General features: G+C 66.0%; 17 protein-coding genes. 7 read left to right on the forward strand and 10 right to left on the reverse strand.

Going from position 1 to position 18292, the window contains the following annotated elements:
* Nucleotides 1-126: 126 nt before the first annotated feature.
* A complete protein-coding gene (gene nagA, locus JWP90_RS01880; RefSeq protein ID WP_297359011.1) occupies nucleotides 127-1293 on the forward strand; it encodes an N-acetylglucosamine-6-phosphate deacetylase in 1167 nt (388 codons plus the stop codon).
* Here nagA and mnhG read toward each other — a convergent pair.
* Genes mnhG through JWP90_RS01910 form a run of 6 tightly spaced genes read right to left on the reverse strand, consistent with a single transcriptional unit; the run spans nucleotide 1290 to nucleotide 7518 of the window.
* Nucleotides 1290-1724, reverse strand: coding sequence for a monovalent cation/H(+) antiporter subunit G (gene mnhG / locus JWP90_RS01885; RefSeq protein WP_297359013.1), 435 nt, complete (start codon nucleotides 1722-1724; stop codon nucleotides 1290-1292). The genes nagA and mnhG overlap by 4 nt on opposite strands.
* A complete protein-coding gene (locus JWP90_RS01890; RefSeq protein WP_297359015.1) occupies nucleotides 1721-1984 on the reverse strand; it encodes a monovalent cation/H+ antiporter complex subunit F in 264 nt (87 codons plus the stop codon). Before JWP90_RS01890 ends, mnhG begins: the two co-directional genes overlap by 4 nt.
* Nucleotides 1984-2568 (reverse strand): Na+/H+ antiporter subunit E, encoded by a 585-nt coding sequence (locus tag JWP90_RS01895; protein WP_297359017.1) that lies wholly within the window; start codon nucleotides 2566-2568, stop codon nucleotides 1984-1986. Before JWP90_RS01895 ends, JWP90_RS01890 begins: the two co-directional genes overlap by 1 nt.
* Nucleotides 2565-4127 carry a Na+/H+ antiporter subunit D gene (locus JWP90_RS01900; RefSeq protein WP_297359019.1) on the reverse strand — a complete coding sequence of 521 codons (1563 nt, stop codon included), beginning with the start codon at nucleotides 4125-4127 and terminating at the stop codon, nucleotides 2565-2567. The genes JWP90_RS01895 and JWP90_RS01900 overlap by 4 nt, the downstream gene beginning before the upstream one ends.
* Nucleotides 4124-4600: a sodium:proton antiporter gene (locus JWP90_RS01905; protein ID WP_297359021.1), complete on the reverse strand. Its 477-nt coding sequence runs from the start codon at nucleotides 4598-4600 to the stop codon at nucleotides 4124-4126. The genes JWP90_RS01900 and JWP90_RS01905 overlap by 4 nt, the downstream gene beginning before the upstream one ends.
* Nucleotides 4597-7518, reverse strand: a complete 2922-nt coding sequence (locus JWP90_RS01910; protein WP_297359023.1) for a Na+/H+ antiporter subunit A — start codon at nucleotides 7516-7518, stop codon at nucleotides 4597-4599. The genes JWP90_RS01905 and JWP90_RS01910 overlap by 4 nt, the downstream gene beginning before the upstream one ends.
* Before the next feature lie 520 nt (nucleotides 7519-8038).
* Between JWP90_RS01910 and purU the strand changes: the two genes are divergently transcribed.
* The 3 genes from purU to JWP90_RS01925 are packed head-to-tail and all read left to right on the forward strand — an operon-like array spanning nucleotide 8039 to nucleotide 10634.
* The gene (gene purU / locus JWP90_RS01915; protein WP_297359070.1) at nucleotides 8039-8908 is read left to right on the forward strand and encodes a formyltetrahydrofolate deformylase; all 870 of its coding nucleotides are present in this window, start codon (nucleotides 8039-8041) and stop codon (nucleotides 8906-8908) included.
* Nucleotides 8905-9282 carry a YrdB family protein gene (locus JWP90_RS01920; protein WP_297359025.1) on the forward strand — a complete coding sequence of 126 codons (378 nt, stop codon included), beginning with the start codon at nucleotides 8905-8907 and terminating at the stop codon, nucleotides 9280-9282. Before purU ends, JWP90_RS01920 begins: the two co-directional genes overlap by 4 nt.
* Nucleotides 9279-10634 carry an FAD-linked oxidase C-terminal domain-containing protein gene (locus tag JWP90_RS01925; protein WP_297359027.1) on the forward strand — a complete coding sequence of 452 codons (1356 nt, stop codon included), beginning with the start codon at nucleotides 9279-9281 and terminating at the stop codon, nucleotides 10632-10634. The genes JWP90_RS01920 and JWP90_RS01925 overlap by 4 nt, the downstream gene beginning before the upstream one ends.
* 28 nt (nucleotides 10635-10662) lie before the next feature.
* On the opposite strand, the gene nagB is transcribed toward JWP90_RS01925, so the two are convergent.
* Entirely contained in the window at nucleotides 10663-11442 is a 780-nt protein-coding gene (gene nagB, locus JWP90_RS01930) for a glucosamine-6-phosphate deaminase (protein ID WP_297359029.1), read from the reverse strand.
* Nucleotides 11443-11553: 111 nt separating this feature from the next.
* Between nagB and JWP90_RS01935 the strand changes: the two genes are divergently transcribed.
* The gene (locus tag JWP90_RS01935; RefSeq protein ID WP_297359031.1) at nucleotides 11554-11973 is read left to right on the forward strand and encodes a hypothetical protein; all 420 of its coding nucleotides are present in this window, start codon (nucleotides 11554-11556) and stop codon (nucleotides 11971-11973) included.
* Nucleotides 11974-12034: 61 nt separating this feature from the next.
* Here the strand turns inward: JWP90_RS01935 and JWP90_RS01940 are convergent, their stop codons facing one another.
* On the reverse strand, nucleotides 12035-13249 hold the full coding sequence (locus tag JWP90_RS01940) for an NADP-dependent isocitrate dehydrogenase (RefSeq protein ID WP_297359033.1): 1215 nt from the start codon (nucleotides 13247-13249) through the stop codon (nucleotides 12035-12037).
* A gap of 189 nt (nucleotides 13250-13438) precedes the next feature.
* Here JWP90_RS01940 and JWP90_RS01945 point away from each other — a divergent pair, with 189 nt between their 5' ends.
* Together JWP90_RS01945 and JWP90_RS01950 are read left to right on the forward strand one after the other, a co-directional pair.
* Nucleotides 13439-13888 carry a GNAT family N-acetyltransferase gene (locus JWP90_RS01945; protein WP_297359035.1) on the forward strand — a complete coding sequence of 150 codons (450 nt, stop codon included), beginning with the start codon at nucleotides 13439-13441 and terminating at the stop codon, nucleotides 13886-13888.
* Nucleotides 13857-14192 carry an MGMT family protein gene (locus tag JWP90_RS01950; protein ID WP_297359037.1) on the forward strand — a complete coding sequence of 112 codons (336 nt, stop codon included), beginning with the start codon at nucleotides 13857-13859 and terminating at the stop codon, nucleotides 14190-14192. Before JWP90_RS01945 ends, JWP90_RS01950 begins: the two co-directional genes overlap by 32 nt.
* 92 nt (nucleotides 14193-14284) lie before the next feature.
* Here the strand turns inward: JWP90_RS01950 and JWP90_RS01955 are convergent, their stop codons facing one another.
* A complete protein-coding gene (locus JWP90_RS01955) occupies nucleotides 14285-16102 on the reverse strand; it encodes an ABC transporter ATP-binding protein (RefSeq protein WP_297359039.1) in 1818 nt (605 codons plus the stop codon).
* Nucleotides 16099-17979 carry an ABC transporter ATP-binding protein gene (locus JWP90_RS01960; protein WP_297359041.1) on the reverse strand — a complete coding sequence of 627 codons (1881 nt, stop codon included), beginning with the start codon at nucleotides 17977-17979 and terminating at the stop codon, nucleotides 16099-16101. The genes JWP90_RS01955 and JWP90_RS01960 overlap by 4 nt, the downstream gene beginning before the upstream one ends.
* Nucleotides 17980-18292 lie beyond the last annotated feature (313 nt).

Below are 18292 nucleotides of genomic sequence, written 5' to 3' on the forward strand. Positions count from 1 at the left end.
GTCGTACGGCGCTGGCCGAGGAAGCCGAACGCCTGCTCAGGCTCTTCGCCCCGCCGCGGCGTGACCAGGGCCTGCAGGGCGAGCTCGCGCTTTCGCTTCACGCGGCATCAACGTTATCGTGGCGACGTGCCCCTTTCTTCGTCCGCTTCCCCCGACCTGGTCATCCATTCCGCGCGCGTGGTCAGCGGGGGGAAGGTAGCCGACGACGGATACGTCGCCTTCGCCGGGGAAACGATTGCCGCAACCGGAACCGGCGACGGCTGGCGCGGACTGGCACCACATACCGTCTTCGACGCGGCAGGTGCCTTCCTGGTTCCCGGGTTCATCGACATCCATGGGCACGGTGGCGGCGGATGTTCCTTCGACAGTGACGCGGACGGCATCCGCACAGCCCTCGCCGTGCACCGGGCACACGGCACGACCCGCTCCGTGCTGTCCCTCGTGACCGGCTCGCTCGACGACCTCATCGAACGGGTGACGCGCGTCGCGGACCTCGCCGGTGATGACCAGACGATCCTCGGTTCGCATCTCGAGGGGCCGTTCCTCGACGTCGGACACAAAGGCGCCCACGACCCCGCCCAGCTGTGCGCCCCTGACCAGGCGGTCATCGAACGGCTCCTCACAGCGGCACGCGGCACGCTCAGGCAGGTCACCCTCGCCCCTGAGCTCCCCGGCGGCATGGACGCCGTCCGGCAATTCCGGTCGGCGGGGGTCGCCGTCGCGATCGGCCACACCGACACCGATTTCGACGGCGCCCGGTCCGCGTTCGAGGCCGGGGCGAGCATCCTGACCCACGCTTTCAACGCGATGAACGGCATCCATCACCGCAACCCGGGGCCGGTCGCCGCCGCCGCGGCGACGCCGTCGGTGACTCTCGAGATCATCAACGACGGTGTCCATGTGCACCCCGAGGTCGTCCGGATCGCCTTCGCCCTGGCCCCTGGGCGGATCGCCCTCGTGACCGATGCCATGGCCGCCGCGGGGTCCACCGACGGGAACTACCAACTGGGCTCGTTGAGCGTCGATGTGGTCGACGGGGTTGCCAGGCTCGCCGGCGGCGGCTCCATCGCCGGCTCAACGCTCACCCAGGACGCAGCGGTGCGGCGGGCGGTCACCGAGGTCGGGATTCCGCTCCCCGTTGCTGTTGCGGCCGTCACCGAGACCCCGGCACGGGCGATCGGGCGCGCCGGCGACCTCGGGCGGCTGGATGTCGGGTTCGCCGCAGACGCCGTGCTTCTCGACGAGGCGTACTCCGTCACGGCCGTGTGGGCTGAGGGAGTGCGGCTGCGCTAGCTGTACTGCTCGCCGGAGGGCCGGTCGTCCTGGGTCGGTCCCTCGGGCGGCGTTCCTCCCGGTGCGGTCGCCACGTTGCCCTGCTCCACCCTGTCGACGCTGACGGACAGCTCGTCCTGGATCAGCAGGTCACGGCGCAGGTGATCGGACCGGTAGGCGGCCCGCCCGACCATGTGGGCCGTGATCGGTGCCGTCAGCGCCTGGAAGATGATGATCGCCGTGAGCAGGGCGAACGTTCCGATCGTGGCATTGTTGACGGCGATCGCGGCAGTCACGGCCATCAGGCCGAGAATCTGGGGCTTCGTTGCGGCGTGCAGGCGCGACAGGACATCGGGGAAGCGCATGAGCCCGACTCCGGCGGCGAAACACATCAGCGAGGAGACCAGCACCAGGCCCACGGTGATGATCTCGCGGATTCCTTCGCCGGTCATGTCTGGTCCTGTTTCGCCATGAAGCGGGCAAAGCTCACCGAACCGACGAACGCGAATGCACCGAGCACGAGCAGCACCGGGAGCGTTTCGGTGTGGGAACTGAACGCCATCTCAGTCGCGAGCACACACATGATGGTGACGACGAACACGTCGGATGCGATGACCCGGTCGAGGAGGCTCGGCCCTCTGATCACGCGGTACAACGCGGCGACGGCGCCGGCGCAAAAGAACACACCTGCGACGATCATGGCGATTTGCATCAGTTCTTCCCCCGTCGGGCCGATCGGGTCAGTTCATTGGGCTGGTTGACTCGCCACACATCCGCCGGTGACCCGATCGCCATCACGAGGCGTTTCTCGGTCGCGAACACGCTGGCACGGAAATCGTCGAGGTCGTCCCCTGTTTTGACGTTGATGACGTGAACATACAGGACCGACTCCTGGCGGTCGACGTCGACGACGATGGAACCGGGGACGAGGGAGATGGCTTCGGCCGTCCAGGTCATGATGAGGTCGGAGCGGGTGTCGAGAGCGATGGCCAGGATGGCGCTCGAGGGTTGGTAACGAGGGTCGATGACCAGCCAGGCGACGTCGATCGAAGCCCGGCAGATGTCGACGATGAGCCGGACGAGAAACACCGCGGTGTGCCAGAGATTGATCCGGCCGCTGAGGTCGATGGCTGGCAGGTAGAAGACGATCGAGATCACGACCGCGAGGATCGCCCCACTCACGACGCTCAGCACGGTGAACTGCCCCCAGAGCAGGCACCAGAGAAGGACGAGCCCGCAGAGGAGCACAATCTGGCTTCGGGCCGAGATACGCCGGCCGCCCGGGTCGGGGCTCATTCCACACCTCCAGGGAACACGGCGTCGACGTAGGTGGAGTGCGAGTCGAAGTCTGCCGCCGTGCGGGCGGCCAGGTCGAACAGGGGTCCGGCGAAAAGTGTCAGCCCGACGGTGAGGGCGACCATGCCCGTCGTAGCCGCGAGCATCAGCCGGGGAACGCTCTTCGTCCTGACGGTCCCGCCTGGGTCGTCGGGAGTCTCACTGAGCGAGTCAAGCAACGGTGACGTATAACCTTCGACGTCGCCGCTTGGCCGCCAGAACACCATGTTCCAGACCCTCACGAGGGCGTAGAGCGTGAGTAGCGACGTTGCGGTACCAGCGGCGATGAGCACGTATGACAGCGGGGTGCCAAGCGCGACACCGGCTTCGAACAAGCCGACCTTGCCGAGGAATCCGGAGAACGGCGGGATACCGCCGAGGTTCATCGCGCCGATGAAGAAGAGCACCGAAACCAGCGGGGACGCTTTGAGGATGCCGCCGACCCGGTTGATCGACGTGGTCCCGCCGACCCGTTCCACGAGCCCGGTCGCCAGGAACAGGGTGGTCTGGACGATGATGTGGTGGACGATGTAGAAGATCGTCGCCGCGAGTGCGGCCTGGCTGCCGATCGCGATGCCGAAGATCATGTACCCGATGTGACTGACGAGGGTGAAGGACAACAGCCTCTTGATGTCGGCCTGTGCCAGGGCGCCGAGAATTCCGATGATCAAGGTGAGCAGCGCGATGACCATCAACGGTATGTCGATGTCGACATCGGTGAACATGACCGTGTCGGTGCGGATGATGGCGTAGACGCCGACCTTCGTGAGCAGACCCGCGAACACGGCGGTGACGGGAGCCGGGGCGGTCGGGTAGGAGTCCGGGAGCCAGAACGACATCGGGAACACGGCGGCTTTGATGCAGAACGCGACGAGGAGCGAGATGCACAGGATCAGCTGCACGTCGGCGGGCAGGTCCCGAACCCGTTCCGCGATGAGCGCCATCGTCACCGTGCCTGTGGCCGCGTAGATGAAGGCGATCGACGCCAGGAAGATGATCGACGAGGTCAGGCTGACAATGATGTACGTCACGCCGGCACGGATGCGCGCGCCGGTTCCCGCCAGCGTCAGGAGCACATAACTGGCCGAGAGCAGCATCTCGAACCCGACGTACAGGTTGAAGAGGTCACCGGCGACGAAGGCGACGAACAGGCCGGCTGCCAGGACGAGATACGTGGGGTGGAAGATCGAAACCGGCGTTTCCCTGTCACCGTCGGCGATGCCCTGACCGGCGGCGAAAAGGAGCACGCCGAGCAGCATGAGCGCGGAGACCAGAACCATGATGGTCGCCAGGCGGTCGGCGACGAGCACGATCCCGAATGGTGCATCCCAACCGCCGACGTCGACGACCACCGGGCCATTGCTGTCGACATAGACGAGAAGGATCGCGCTCAACACGGTGACGGTGGTGAGAGTCAGCGCGCTGACGACGACCTGGGCCCTGCGGTATGCGCCGAGCACCAGGGCAACCGCTGCTCCGAGCAGAGGAAGAAGGACCAGAAGAGGCACGATCGCGCTCATCGCTCGCCCTCCATTCCGCGGTTGTGCGCATCCGGGTGTTCGTCGCTGTCGGCCAGGATTTTCTGAAGGGCCGCGTCATCCAGGTCGACCGCGTCGAAGGTGGCATCCGTCGCCGCTTCCGTCTCACCATGGTGCTGGTCCGGCACCGAGTCGCCCTGGTCTCCCAGCTGAGCGAGCCACCAGGACCGGTAGATCAGGGCGAGAACGAATGCGGTGAGGCCGAAGTTGATCACGATGGCGGTGAGCATGAGCACCTGGGGTACCGGATCGGCCATGCCCTCGTCGGAGACCGTTCCTGTGACGATCGGCGCCGTTCCGTTCGGCCCGCTGACGAGCAGGATGAGCAGGTTGGTGGCGTTGCCGACGAGCATGAATCCGATGAGAACCCGGGTGAGGCTCCGTTCCAGCATCACCGTGATGCCGACAGCGTAGAGCACGGCCATGAGGAGGATGAGGGTTGCTGACGCGGTCATCGGGCAACCTCACTCTCGGAGAACTCGTCACGGGATTCCTCGGACAGGTTCGCCTCTTCCTGCTGCCGGTCGATCTCGGCGCCGAGGCTGCGGAGGATGTCGAGAACGAGACCGACGACGACCAGGTATACCCCGATGTCGAAGATCGTCGACGTGCCGAAGGACACCGCGCCGAAGAAGATCACGTCCGCCTCGAAATACGCCGAGCTCAGTGTCTCAGCGCCGAAGAACAGCGAGCCGACGGCGCAGCCGGCGGCGAGGGCGATCCCGGCGCCGAGGATCTTACCGGCGTCGATCGGAATCGCTTCGGCAAGTTCGTACCGCCCGCCGGCGAGGTAACGGGCGACCAGGGCGAGACCGGCGAGCAGTCCGCCTGCGAATCCACCGCCTGGAGCATTGTGCCCGACGAAGAGGAAGTAGATCGAGACCAGGATCGCCGGGTGGAACAGCAGACGGACGAGGACCTCGAGCAGCACCGAGCGGTGGTCAGGGGCGAGGGCACGCCCGGCGAGGAGCCAGCTCATCCGACTGGAACTCGCCTCAGGCCCCGGCGCAAGCGGGTCAACCAGGACGCGCCTGCGGTTTTGCCCCCTGCGCTGTTGCCGGGCTCCCACGAGCCTCGGGATCGGCCCGGCGCGGCCGGTGACGAACAGCAGACTCGCGATCCCGGTCGCGACGACCACGAGCACCGCGATCTCACCCATGGTGTCCCACGCACGGATGTCGACGAGGACCGTGTTGACGATGTTTCGTCCGTGCGCTTCCTCGAAAGCGAGTCGCGGCCATTCGGTTCCGATGCTTTCGGCCTGTCGGGCGCCGAGCGCGATCACGGCGACGACGGCCATCACCGCTCCGACGGCGATGCCGATCGAAGCCCGCAACAGTCGTTTGACAGGCCGGTTGCGCTGGGCGATCTTCGTCGGCAGGCGCCGCAGAACGAGCACGAACACGACGAGTGTGACCATCTCGACCAGGGCCTGGGTGAGGGCGAGGTCCGGTGCACCGTGCATGGCGAACAGTGCAACCATGCCGAACCCGGTTGTCCCGACCAGAAGGACCGCGCTCATCCGTTGTCTGGCCTGGCCGGCCATGATGGCGGCGATCGCGATAGCGACGGCCACGAGCGCCTGCTCCGGGTAATCCCACGGGCGGATGCTGTCCGGCCAGGTCCGGTTCAGCAGGCTCGCCGCCCCGACGGTGAGGACATAGACGATGAGGATCGTGCTGAGGTACTGCGGCAGACCGCCGCGCTGGGCGAAGATGGTCGTGCGCGCCGCCAGCCTGTCGACGAGGCGGACACCGAGCCAATAACCGCGCGACGCGTCGAGTGTGGCCGGGACCATGTCCTGTGTGCGCGCAACCCAGGCTCGCCGCCAGAACATCACGAGGCCGACCGCGACGACCAGGGCGGACAGGGCGAGGGCAGGTTCGAACCCGTGCCAGAGGGCAAGGTGATAATCGCCCTGCCCTGGCATGGTCTCGGCGTACGGGCGGAGCAACGGATCGAGAAGAGGACCCGCTCCGACCCCGAACACGATCGTGGCTGCGCTGAGGATGCCAGGCGCGATGAGGATGCCCCAGCCGTCCGAGCTGGGCTTCGTCTGCGCGACATGCTTGCGGGTGGCGAACGCGCCCCAGAAGAATCGTGCGCTGTACGCGACGGTGAGGATCGAACCGACGACGGTGCCGGCGAGCGCAATCCATCCCCACGGATCTCCGGCGAGTCCCGCTGACAGGAAGGCGGTGAAAACGGCTTCCTTGGCGACGAAGCCGAGCAGGGGTGGGATCCCGGCCATCGAGGTGACGGCGACGAGGGTGATGGCCGCGAGCATTTTCGACTGACGGCCGACGCCCGAGAGCTTGCGCCAGTCACGTGTGCCCGTGCGGTGATCGATGATCCCGACCACAAGGAAAAGCGCTGCCTTGTACAGCGCGTGAGCGAGGAGGAGTGCAGCGCCGGCGAGGGCGGCGTCGTGCCCGCCGAAACCGACGATCACCATGAGGAACCCGAGCTGGCTGACGGTCCCGTAGGCAAGAACGAGCTTGAGGTCGTACTGCCGAAGCGAACGCCAGGCACCAACGAGCATCGCCCAGACTCCGAGCCCGACGAGCACCGGTGTCCAGCCAGGGGTGTCGACATACCCGGGTGCGAAACGCGCGACGAGATAGATACCGGCCTTCACCATGGCTGCAGCGTGCAGGTAGGCGCTCACCGGGGTAGGTGCTGCCATCGCCGCAGGCAGCCAGAAGTGGAACGGCACGATCGCCGACTTCGACAGGGCGCCAACGAGAAGGAGGAGGATGGCGACGGTGGTGGCCGGAGAATCCAGGCTCTGCTCGATGATCGACGCCATGGATGTCGTCCCGGCCTGCACGGCGATCATGACCACGCCGACCAGCATGGCGAGACCGCCGAAGGTTGTGACGAGTAGGGCCTGCAGCGCTGCACCGCGGCTCTCTTTGCGGTCGACGTAGTGCCCGATGAGCAGGTAGGAGAGCACACTCGTGACCTCCCAGAACATGAACATCACGAGGATGTCATCGGCGGTCACGAGGCCGTACATCGTTCCGGCGAAGGCCAGGAGCAGCCCGGCGAAGCGGCCGAGGCCCGGCTCATCCGGGGTGAAATAGCGTGCGCAATACACCAGGACGAGCCCGCCGACGCCGGTCACGATGAGGGCGAGCAGCCAGGCCAGGGTGTCGACGCGGAAAGACAGCGAGATCCCCAGCTGCGGGATCCACGGGACGCTCTCGGTCACCGCTCCCCCGCCGAGAACGACCGGTGTCTGCGTGAGGGTGTACGCAAAGGCGGCGAACGGCAGCACCGAGATCAGATAGAAAACCCGCGTGGACAGCCACTTCGTCATCAGTCTCGTGGCACACGAGACGACGAAGAAAGCCAGCAGGATCAATACCATAAAGGTCTCTCGGGGTTGCGTGCGGTGGTTTTTCTAGTTTAACCGCCCGTGGCCTTGTGCCGGACCATGGTTCACACCCGGATCGGGCGCCTGGCGCTCCGCTGTGAGGAATCCGTGAGCGTCACGAGCACGAGCCCGAGTCCGGCGAGCACCGCCCGATCAGCGCCGGGCCCCGATCCCGACGTTGACAGCGGTTGTATAGAACGCGCTTGCCGTGTCGCCGATGCGCGTGTTCGCGATCGCGGCAAACGCCCAGGGAGCGCGATCAACCCGATCCATGGGAACGGAAGCGGCCCGGTCGGCCGGGAAACCGCGTGAGGCGCGACAGAAATGGGGGAAGTGGTCGTCGGGGAATCCAACGACGGCGTTCACTCGGCCGCCGGAGCGAGAGCCGAGTTCGTCTACACGCCGATGTGCGCGCCCAGGGCCGAACGGAATGCGCCGAGCGCGAACCAGTCTGTCCGAGCGTCTCCCGGCGGGAAAGGCGGTGTCCCGTCTGCAATAACCTAGAGGCGTGACTATCCCCGACGCACCGCGAGAACACCTCAACCACTGGGTACTGACCTTCGTCTGCGCCGACCGACCGGGAATCGTGCACGCCATCAGCGGGGCCATCGTCTCCGCTCGGGGCAACATCACCGAGAGCCAGCAGTTCTCCAGTGCAGACACCGGCCGGTTCTTCATGCGCCTGCAGGTCGAGTCCCCCGGTGACCGGGCCGAGTTCGAGGCGGCGATCGTGCCGGTGACGAACACGTACGAGATGACCTGGCGGCTGGACGTCGTCGGGCGGCCCCTCCGCACCCTCGTGCTGGCGTCGACCGCTGCGCACTGCGTCAACGACCTCCTGTTCCGTCAGCGGGCCGGGCAGTTGAGCGTCGACATCCCGCTCGTGCTCTCCAACCACGACAGCCTGCGCGACATCGCCGCGTTCTACGGGGTTCCGTTCGAATTCCGCCCGGTGACGGATGCCGCGTCGAAGGCGGCATTCGAGCGCCGCATCCTCGAGGCGGTCGACGAGTTCGACATCGAACTCGTCGTCCTCGCCCGGTACATGCAGATCCTCTCCCCCGAGCTCTGCGAACGTCTCGCCGGCCGCGCCATCAACATCCACCACTCGTTCCTGCCCGGTTTCAAGGGGGCGAACCCGTACCGGCAGGCCCACGCCCGCGGAGTGAAACTCATCGGGGCGACCGCCCACTTCGTCACAAGCGACCTCGACGAAGGGCCGATCATCGAGCAGAACGTCGTCCGGGTGGATCACTCGCGCAGCGCAAGCGAACTCGTCGCGATCGGGCAGGACGAAGAGAGCCGCACCCTCACCCAGGCGGTGAAGTGGTTCGCGGAGGATCGCGTGCTGCTCGACGGCGCCCGCACCATCATCTTCAAATGACGAACCTCTACACTGGACCGGTGCCGGAATCCAGTGACAGAGCCACTCTGACCCCCAACGACATCCTGAGGTTCTTCCTCGAAATCTTCGCCGTCGTGAGTCTCGCCATCTGGGGATTCATCTCCTGGCCGTTGCCGTGGAACGTCGTGCTCGGCGTCGCCCTGCCCGTCGTGGCGATCCTGCTGTGGGCACTGTTCCGCTCGCCGAAAGCCGTCTTCTCGGTCGACGTCTTCGGCAAGGCTCTCGTCGAGATCGCCGTGATGGGCGCCGCCGCGCTGGCGTGGTGGGACCTGGGCGTGCCGGTCGTCGCCATCGCCTTCGGCCTGCTCGCCACGGTCAGCGGGCTGGTGAACGGCCGCCGGGAACTCGGATGACGGGCGTCGTCGGGCTGCTCGTCGAGGAGCTGGGCGACGCGGTCTTCACGGACGCCGCCACGCTGAGCGTCGCGCAGGCCGACAAATCGGGTCACCGGTCGGCTTCCGCGCCCCTCGCCGTCGTCGCGGCACGCTCGATCGCCGACGTTCAGGCCGTGATGCGCATCGCGTCGGCCACCGGAACTCCTGTCGTCACCCGCGGGGCCGGCACAGGGTTGGCCGGCGGGGCGATTGCCTCGGCCGGTGAGATCGTGCTCTCCACTGCGGCGATGGACCGGGTCCTCGAGATCAACGAGGCGGATCTGCTCGCGGTCGTCGAACCCGGCATCCTCAACGGACGGTTCAACGACATTCTCGCCGAGCAGGGCCTCTGGTTCGCCCCCGACCCGGCGTCCAGGGCGATTTCGACGGTCGGCGGCAACATCGCCACCAACGCCGGCGGCCTGCTCTGCGCCAAGTACGGCGTGACCCGCGACGCCGTCCTCGGCCTCAAGGTCGTCCTTGCCGACGGTCGTCTGCTCGACCTGGGTCACCGGAGCGTCAAAGGGGTCACCGGCCTCGATCTGACCGCGCTTCTGGTCGGCTCTGAGGGACTTCTCGGCGTCATCGTCGAGGCAACCGTACGGATCCGTCGCGCCGTCCCTGGGACCATAGCGACGATCGCCTCCTACTTCCCCAGCGTGACGGATGCCGCCGCTGCAGCAGCAGCGATCACCGCGGCCGGGATCCAGCCGTCGGTGATGGAACTGATGGACTCCGCGTCTCTCGAGGCCGTTGCCACCCTGCTCGCCCTCCCTGGCATCAGTACCGGCGAGGCACACCTCGTCGTCCAGACCGACGGCCCGGCGGCGCAGCAAGAGGCAGACGCGGCATTCGCCCTCATCCTCTCGCTGGGTGGCCGCGGCGCACTCTCGACGGACCTGGCCGAGGGCGAACGGCTGCTGACCGTCCGCCGGTCGATGCACCCGGCGATGGAGCGGTTGGGCACGACACTCATCGAAGACGTTTCGGTACCACGGTCAGCGCTCCCGGCGATGTTCGCTGAGATCGTCAGGATCGAGCAGCGTTACGGCATCCGCATTCCGACGGTGGCTCATGCCGGAGACGGCAACCTGCATCCTAACTTCGTCTTCTCCGGAACCGAGGTGCCTGACGTGATCTGGCAGGCGGCCGATGAGCTGTTCGGCACAGCGCTTCGGCTCGGCGGCACCCTCACCGGCGAGCACGGTATCGGGATCCTCAAAAAACGTTGGCTCGGGCTCGAGCTCGGAGACGACCAACTCGAACTGCAACGGCAGATCAAACGGGTCTTCGATCCGCAGGGCATTCTCAACCCTGGCAAGGTCTTCTGACCAGCTGCGGGGTTGCGGCAGCTCGCAGCTAGATGCCCTGCCAGTCGGGCTTGTGCGCATACGCGTACCGGTAATAGTCGGCGAGTTTCAGCTTCGACGCGGCCGCCTCGTCGATCACGACGGTCGCGTGCGGGTGCAGCTGGATGGCTGAACCTGGCATCATCGCCGAGAGCGGACCTTCGACGGATGCCGCGACGGCGTTGGCCTTGCCCTCACCGAATGCCAGCATCACCAGGTGCTCCGCACGCAGAATCGTGCCGAGTCCCTGGGTGATGCAGTGCATCGGCACCTCATCGGGCGAATCGAAAAAGCGCGCGTTGTCACGCCGGGTCTGCTCGGTGAGGGTCTTCACCCGGGTGAGCGACGCGAACGAGGAGCCCGGCTCGTTGAATCCGATGTGCCCGTCGGTACCGACACCGAGGATCTGCAGGTCGATACCTCCAGCGGCGACGATGGCGCGTTCGTATGCCGCGCCGGCCGTCTGGATGGTCTCCGCGTTCCCGTTCGGGACATGGACGCGATCCGGGTCAAGGCCGATCGGTTCGACCACCTCACGGGTGATGACGGAACGGTAGCTTTCCGGGTGGGAGACCGGGAGCCCGACATACTCGTCCAGCGCGAAGCCGGACACCCGACGCAGGTCGAGCGAACTCGCCCGAGCCGCGAGCGCCCGGTAGACCGCGAGGGGCGTCGACCCTGTGGCCAGGCCGAGCACGGCATCCGCCTTTCGAGTGATCAGCGAGCTGACGGCGTCCGCGACGAGTTCCCCGGCAGCACCTGCGTCCGAAACGATGACGATCTCTGCCATTCCATCCTGCTTTCCGTGAGTTCCCCACATTCTGGCAGAAGCCGTTCCCCGGGTTTCTTCAGCCTGCGGTTGTTAGTCTTCACGCTCCCCCCAACCAGCGAAGGATTCTCCATGCCCCGTACTCGTCTTGCCCGAGCATCCGCTCTCGGCATCGTCACCGTCGCCGGGCTTCTGCTCACCGGCTGCGCCGGAGGCCAGTCAACCGCCGAAGCATGTTCCATCGTCCAGACCACGATGGAGAAAGCGCAGGAAGACCTCAGGGAGAGCGTCACCTCGTTCGGGAACGATCCTGCCGCCGGCGCGGACGCCGTCAACGAGCTCGCCGCTTCGTTCTCCGGCGCCAACGACAAGATCAGCAACGCCGAGGTGAAGAAGACGACGAACGCGGCTGAGAAGGCGCTGCACGCCTTCGCCGGAGAGATGCGCACGGCGGCAGATGATCCCGCGAACGTGGACTCTGAGTCGCTGACCGGAGCGCTGGAGGGCATCCAGACGACGTTCGCCGACGTTCAGGCCACCTGCACGGCCTGAACGACTCGAACGAACGAATGCCCCCGATCGTCGGATCGGGGGCATTCGCTGTCGTTGGGGTTTAGCCCAGGCGGGACTTGAGGTTCGCCGTGATCTCAGCGAGGAATTCCTCGGTGGTCTGGTACGGCTGCTCAGGACCGACGAGGAGCGCGAGGTCCTTCGTCATCTTGCCTGACTCGACGGTCTTGATGACCACGTCTTCCAGGGTGGAGGCGAATTCGATCAGCGCATCGTTGCCGTCCAGCTTGCCGCGGTGCTGCAGGCCGCGGGTCCAGGCGAAAATCGACGCGATGGGGTTGGTGGAGGTCGGCTTGCCCTGCTGGTGCATGCGGTAGTGACGGGTCACTGTGCCGTGCGCTGCCTCGGCTTCGACGACCTTGCCGTCCGGCGTGGCCAGCACGCTGGTCATCAGCCCGAGCGAGCCGAAGCCCTGCGCGACGGTGTCCGACTGCACGTCACCGTCGTAGTTCTTGCAGGCCCAGACGTAGCCGCCCTCCCACTTCATGGCGGATGCCACCATGTCGTCGATGAGGCGGTGCTCGTAGGTCAGTCCGGCGGACTCGAACGCGTCCTTGAACTCGGCGTCGAAGATCTCCTGGAAGATGTCCTTGAACCGGCCGTCGTAGGCCTTGAGGATGGTGTTCTTCGTGGAGAGGTACACCGGGTAGTTGCGGGTGAGGCCGTAGTTGAGGCTGGCACGCGCGAAGTCACGGATGGACTCGTCGAGGTTGTACTGCACCTGCGCGATGCCGTCGCCCGGCGCCTGGTAGACCTCGAACTTCTGCGGCTCTGAGCCGTCCTCAGGGGTGAACTCGACGGTGAGAGTGCCCTTGCCCTTGAACAGGAAGTCGGTGGCGCGGTACTGGTCGCCGAAGGCGTGACGGCCGATGATGATCGGCTTGTTCCAGCCGGGCACGAGGCGCGGGATGTTCGAGATGATGATCGGCTCACGGAAGATGACGCCACCGAGGATGTTGCGGATGGTGCCGTTCGGGCTCTTCCACATCTTCTTCAGGCCGAATTCTTCGACACGCGCCTCGTCTGGCGTGATCGTCGCGCACTTGACGCCGACACCGTGCTTCTGGATGGCGTGTGCTGCGTCGATGGTGATCTGGTCATTCGTCTCGTCACGCTTCTCGATGCCGAGGTCGTAGTACTCGAGGTTAACGTCGAGGTACGGGTGAATCAGGGTGTCCTTGATGGACTGCCAGATGATGCGGGTCATCTCGTCGCCGTCGAGCTCGACGACGGTGCCTTCAACCTTAATTTTTGACAAAAGAAAGCTCCTCGTTTGTGGGGCCGTACGGGCCGCGGTCAAGCTTACCTGAGGCAACGCAACTATCTTGATATCGAGAGATCGGGAGCCGCTGTCATGTCGGCTCCCGCAGGATGAACAGCGGGCGAAATGTTATGACTGCCGCGGTGCCGCTACCGGTGCGGCCTCCGTTCCGGATAGCCTTGCAGCATGCCTGAGCTCCGACTTGAAGAACTGTCCGCCTCAACCATCGTCGCGGTGAACGCGTTGACGCTCAAGCCCGGCCAGGAGCAGTTCGTGGCCCCTGTGTCGTATTCCGTCGCTGCGGCGGTCGTGAACCCGGCCACCACGTGGCAGCGGGTCATCCTCGACGGCGACGAGGTCGTCGGATTCGTCCAGGCAAACTTCGACCCGGACTCTGACGGGGATTTCGCCAGCATCCTGTGGCGGATCAACGTCGACGCCGACGACCAGGGCCGCGGGGTCGGCACCTACGCCGTTCAGGCACTGAGCGAGGAAGCCGCCAAGCGAGGATTCGACCACGTCAACGTGATCTATGAGCCGGGCGAGTCCGGCCCTGAGACGTTCTTCCTCCACGTCGGCTTCGAACCTGTGGGCGAGACTCAGTATGGAGAAACCGTCGCCGTCCGCAAACTCTGACTCCGGACTCACGCCGGACGATTTCGTCGGCGGCGTGCTGGATGTCGTCGCCTCCATTCCCGCGGGTCGTGTCATGAGCTACGGCCAGGTCGCTGCGAGGATCGGTTCCCGATCGGCGCGGGGTGTCGGCCGGGTGATGGCACACCACGGCGACGAGGTCCCCTGGTGGCGCGTCGTCCGTGCCGGCGGGCTCCCGCCGTCCTGCCACGAGGCCGAGGCGCTGGAGCACTACCGGGCTGAGGCGACCCCGATGGCTCCGCGCGCCGACGGCAGCTACCGGCTGGCGGCATCCGCCTTCGTATGACCGGCCCTTCCCATCGCCGAGAAGATCACCGCGCACTCAAGGGCGCGCTTTTCGCTCCGTTTGGGCGCGTGGCTGCCCTCTCGCGGTCCTCGCTAGACCAGCGAGTCCCGCCACGCGGCGTGCAGCTGGGCGAACCGCCCAGTGCCCGAGATGAGGTCGCGCGGGGTGCCGTCCTCAACGATCCTGCCGTGTTCCATCACGAGCACCCGGTCCGCGATCGCGACCGTCGACAACCGGTGCGCGATGATCACGGCGGTCCGGTCGGCGAGCAGCGTTTGCAGGGCTTCCTGCACCAGCCGCTCGCTGGGGATGTCCAGTGACGCCGTCGCCTCGTCGAGGATGAGCACGGCGGGGTCTGCGAGGAACGCCCGCGCGAACGAGATCAGCTGGCGCTGGCCGGCCGACACACGGCCGCCCCGTTTGTTCACGTCGGTGTCGTAACCGTTCGGGAGCGCCCGGATGAAATCGTCGGCCCCGACCGCCTTCGCGGCGCGCCTGATCTCCTCGGCCGTTGCCTCCGGTTTTCCGATGGCGATGTTGTCGGCGACGGACCCGGAGAACAGGTATGCCTCCTGGGTGACCATGACGATGGCGCGGCGGAGGTCCTTCGGATGCAGCTGCCGGAGGTCGGCCCCGTCGAGCATCACGGTGCCCTCGGTCGGGTCGTAGAACCGCGACATCAGCTTCGCGAGCGTCGACTTACCCGCTCCGGTGGAGCCGACCAGAGCGACGGTCTGACCGGCGGGCAGATCGAGGGTGAAGTGCGGAAGCACGACAGTGCCGCCCTTGTACGCGAAAGTGACGTCCTGGAACTGAACGTGACCGCGTGCTGTCCAGAGGTCGACCGGGTGCACCGGATCCGGCACTGTCGGTTTCTCCTCGAGCACACCCGAGATCTTCTCCAGCGCTGCGGCGGCCGACTGGTAAGAGTTGTAGAACATCGCCATCTCCTCCATCGGGTCGAAGAACCGGCGGGTGTACAGCACGACGGCGAGCAGGGCGCCGATCGCCAGGGAGCCATCGACGACGCGGAACGCTCCGACCAGGAGCACCGTCGCGACAGCGACGTTGCCGATCAGGACCAACCCCGGGTCGAACACACCGAACAGCTGGATGACGCGCGCGTTGATGCCGCGGTAGTCCTCCACGACTCGCCCGAACTCCTTCTCGTTGCGCTTCTCCTTGCGGAACGCTTTCACGGCGCGGATGCCGGTCATCGTCTCGACGAACTGCACGATGACCCTGGCGGATGCAACGCGCGACTGTCGGAACAGAAACTGCGACCGTTTCTGGAACCAGCGTGTCAGGACGTACAGCGGGATCAGGGCACCGAGCAGGACGAGCCCGCTGGTCCCGTCGAGGAGGAACAGGGCGATACCGGTGAACAGCATGTACAGGAAACCGGAGACGAGCTGGTTGATCCCGGAGTCGAGCAGCTCCTTGATGGCGTCGAGGTCGCTGGTCTGCCGCGAGATGATCCGACCCGAGGTGTAACTCTCATGGAATTCGAGACTCAGCTTCTGGGTGTGCAAGAACACCCGCTTGCGCAGGTCGATGAGGATCGCCTGGCTGATCCGGGCGCTGAGCACCATGTACCAGGCGATCAGCAGGGCGCCGAGGAGACCGGTGACCAGGTACACGCCGACGAGAACGAAGGCGGGCATCCAGTCGTTCCGCTCCAGCACGGCCGGGAGGCCGCGGTCGATGCCGAACGCGATCAGCGCAGGGCCGGCGACCTGCGCGGCCGTCGACACGACGACGACAAGCATCGTGAGCACGACACGCAGACGCAGCGGCGAGAGCAGCGACCCGAGCAGACGCAGCGAGCGGGCACGAATCTGGGCGCTCTCCTGTTTGGTGAAGTCGTCGCGCTCCTCACCTTCGACGCCCAACACCCCGGTGTTCGTCATGCTCCCGCCTCCACGGTCTCTGAATCGAAACGCGAGCCGCCAAGCGTTTTATCGATCTTCTCCGCCGCTTCCCGCTTCTCTTCGTCTTCCAGGCTCGAGATGACGAACTTGTAATGCTCGCTCGTGGCAAGGAGTTCACTGTGCCGGCCGACGGCCGTCACCTTCCCGTCCTCGAGCAGCGCGACCCGGTCGGCGAGCATGACCGTCGAAGGACGGTGAGCGACGATAAGGGCAGTCGTCGAGGCCAGGATGCGGCGCAGCGCGGCTTCGACGAGCGCCTCAGTGTCGACGTCGAGCGCCGACAGCGGGTCGTCGAGGACGAGCACCGCAGGGTTCGCAGCGACGGCACGGGCGAGCGCGAGCCGCTGGCGCTGTCCACCGGACAGGCTGAGGCCCTCTTCGCCCACTTTCGTCTCGACTCCCTCGGGAAGGTCGCGCACGAACTGTGCCTGCGCGATGTCGAGCGCTTCGTCGAGGACCGCGTCGGCTTCGGTGCTGTGCGGGTCGAGATCACCGCGTCCGAGAAGGATGTTGTCGCGAACGGATGCCGAAAACAGCGTCGCATCCTCGAACGCCATGGCGATGTGGGTGCGCAGCTCCTCCCTGGTGAGGTCGCGGACATCGACACCGTCGAGTTTCACGGCGCCTCCGGTGACGTCGTACAGGCGGGTAGTGAGGGCCGTGAGGGTGGACTTGCCTGACCCGGTGAGGCCGACCAGCGCCATCGTCTCCCCCGGTTCGAGTGTGAGCGTCACACCGTTGAGCAGGTCTGGGACGTCCTCAGGTGAGTCCTGGTACCGGAAGTGCGTCTCCTCGAAGCTCAAGCGGCCTCGCACCTGCTGGATCGTTGCCGGGCGCTCCGGGTCGGTGATCGTGTTCGGCGTATCGAGAACCTCGAAGAACCGGTCGGTTGCCGTCCGGGTGTCGAAGGTCATCGCCAGCAGGAAGCCGATCGACTCGATCGGGAACCTCAGCACGGTCGCCGTCGCGAAGAAAGCGAACAGCTGCCCGACGGTGATCTCACCGGTCGAGGCGAGCCACACTCCCGTCAGCAGGCACAGGGCGAACGCGACATCCGGAAGCAGCAGCAGCCACAACCAGATGCCCGCAATGGCCTTCGCCTTCTCGATCTCCGTGCCACGCAGGCTTTCCGCCTGGGACTCGAAGTTACGCAGCGCGTGCTTTCCGCGGCCGAAGGCTTTCAGGACCCGGATGCCGTGGACCGACTCCTCCACGGCGGTCGCGAGATCACCTGCCTGGTCCTGGCTGCGCCGGGCGATGACCGAGTACTTCTTCTCGAAAACGAATCCGTAGATCCAGATCGGCACGGCGAGCACGAGGAAGATCGTGCCGAGCAGCCAGTGCCAGTAGAACAACACGACGGCGCCCACCACAACGGTGACGGCGTTCACCACAAGGAGGACAAGCCCGAACGACAGCCAGCGCCGGATCAAATTGAGGTCGCTGACGGCGCGGGACAGCAGTTGCCCCGACTGCCAGCGGTCGTGGAACGAGACGGGCAGGTCCTGCAGCCGGGCGTAGAGCGCGTTGCGCATCCGGGCTTCGACATACGTTCCCGGCTTGAGCACGAACCAGCGGCGAAGCGCGATCATCACCGCCTCGAGCACGCCGAGGCCGAGCACGGCGAGGACCGCCCACCAGATCTGGGACGTGTCACCGGTGGAGAGCGGGCCGTCGACAAGGGCCTGGAGCACCAGAGGGATGCAGAGCGCCACAAGCCCGGCACCGAGCGCAGCCCCCATCCCGAGGATGATGCGCGGCATGGCGTCGCGGGCGTATGGCAGGATCCGCGCGAGCGCGGCCGCCGTGGACAACCCGGATTTAGGGGAGGTGTGACCGTCGATGCGACGAGACATTGTGAGAACTTCTCTTCTCTGCGCATCCCACGAGGATGGCAGTACATTTCGCGAAAAAAGAGGTGAAGTCACCGGTGCGCCCGCAAAAAGGGGCGCGACTCCCCGGCATCCGGAATCGAGTTCGAGCTGAGCGCCGAGCAGCGGTGACGGAGGTTAGGACTCCTGAGGGGCCGGTCGGCGACCGGCGGAGGCGTAGCGGACGGCGACGCGGGATAGCGACCCGGCGGTCGGCGCGTTGGTGATGTACGTCATGACGGCCCTCCTCAACCTGAAACGTCGTCGTCTGGCCACGTCATTTCGACAGGGCGGGGCG

Origin of the sequence: Mycetocola sp., from assembly GCF_025464835.1 — a bacterium.
Taxonomy (GTDB): Bacteria; Actinomycetota; Actinomycetes; order Actinomycetales; family Microbacteriaceae; genus Mycetocola_A.